Here is a 448-nt window from a genome sequence, read left to right as displayed (position 1 = left end):
CGCCCCCCAGCAAATTGCTGTGGTGAGCGCCAAAAGAATGCCAATGCCTGCCTGCTGCTGCATACCGGATTCCCTGCAAAGCGCATTTGCGGATTAACGTCGCACCATGCTCATTTTTACCGGTTATCGAATGTAAAAAGCCCCGCAACGTGTTGCGGGGCTTTTTACATTCGATAACCTCACCACAGCAATTTGCTGGGGGGCGTTGCCAATCGCAATGAAGCAGGTGCTGGAGGGGATGGAACCTCCGACAATCGTGTTTTACCGTTTCTTGATGGCGAGTATTGGCCTGGGTGCCATTCTTGCGGTGAAGAAGAGGTTGCCGCCATTACGCGTGTTTCGTAAGCCACGCTGGTTGATTTTGTTGGCAGTGGCGACCGCCGGGCTGTTTGGGAACTTCATCCTGTTCAGCTCATCCTTGCAATACCTGAGTCCGACCGCTTCGCAG

Annotated in this window: 1 protein-coding gene; it reads left to right on the top strand. The window is 53.8% G+C overall.

What is annotated here, in order from left to right:
• Positions 1-190: 190 nt before the first annotated feature.
• A partial coding sequence (locus KI369_RS30165) for a DMT family transporter (RefSeq protein WP_274382506.1) occupies positions 191-448 on the top strand: 258 nt, incomplete at its 3' end.

Origin of the sequence: Bacillus sanguinis, assembly GCF_018332475.1 — a bacterium.
GTDB classification, from domain to species: domain Bacteria; phylum Bacillota; class Bacilli; order Bacillales; family Bacillaceae_G; genus Bacillus_A; species Bacillus_A sanguinis.
This window is presented reverse-complemented; position numbering and strand designations above follow the sequence as displayed.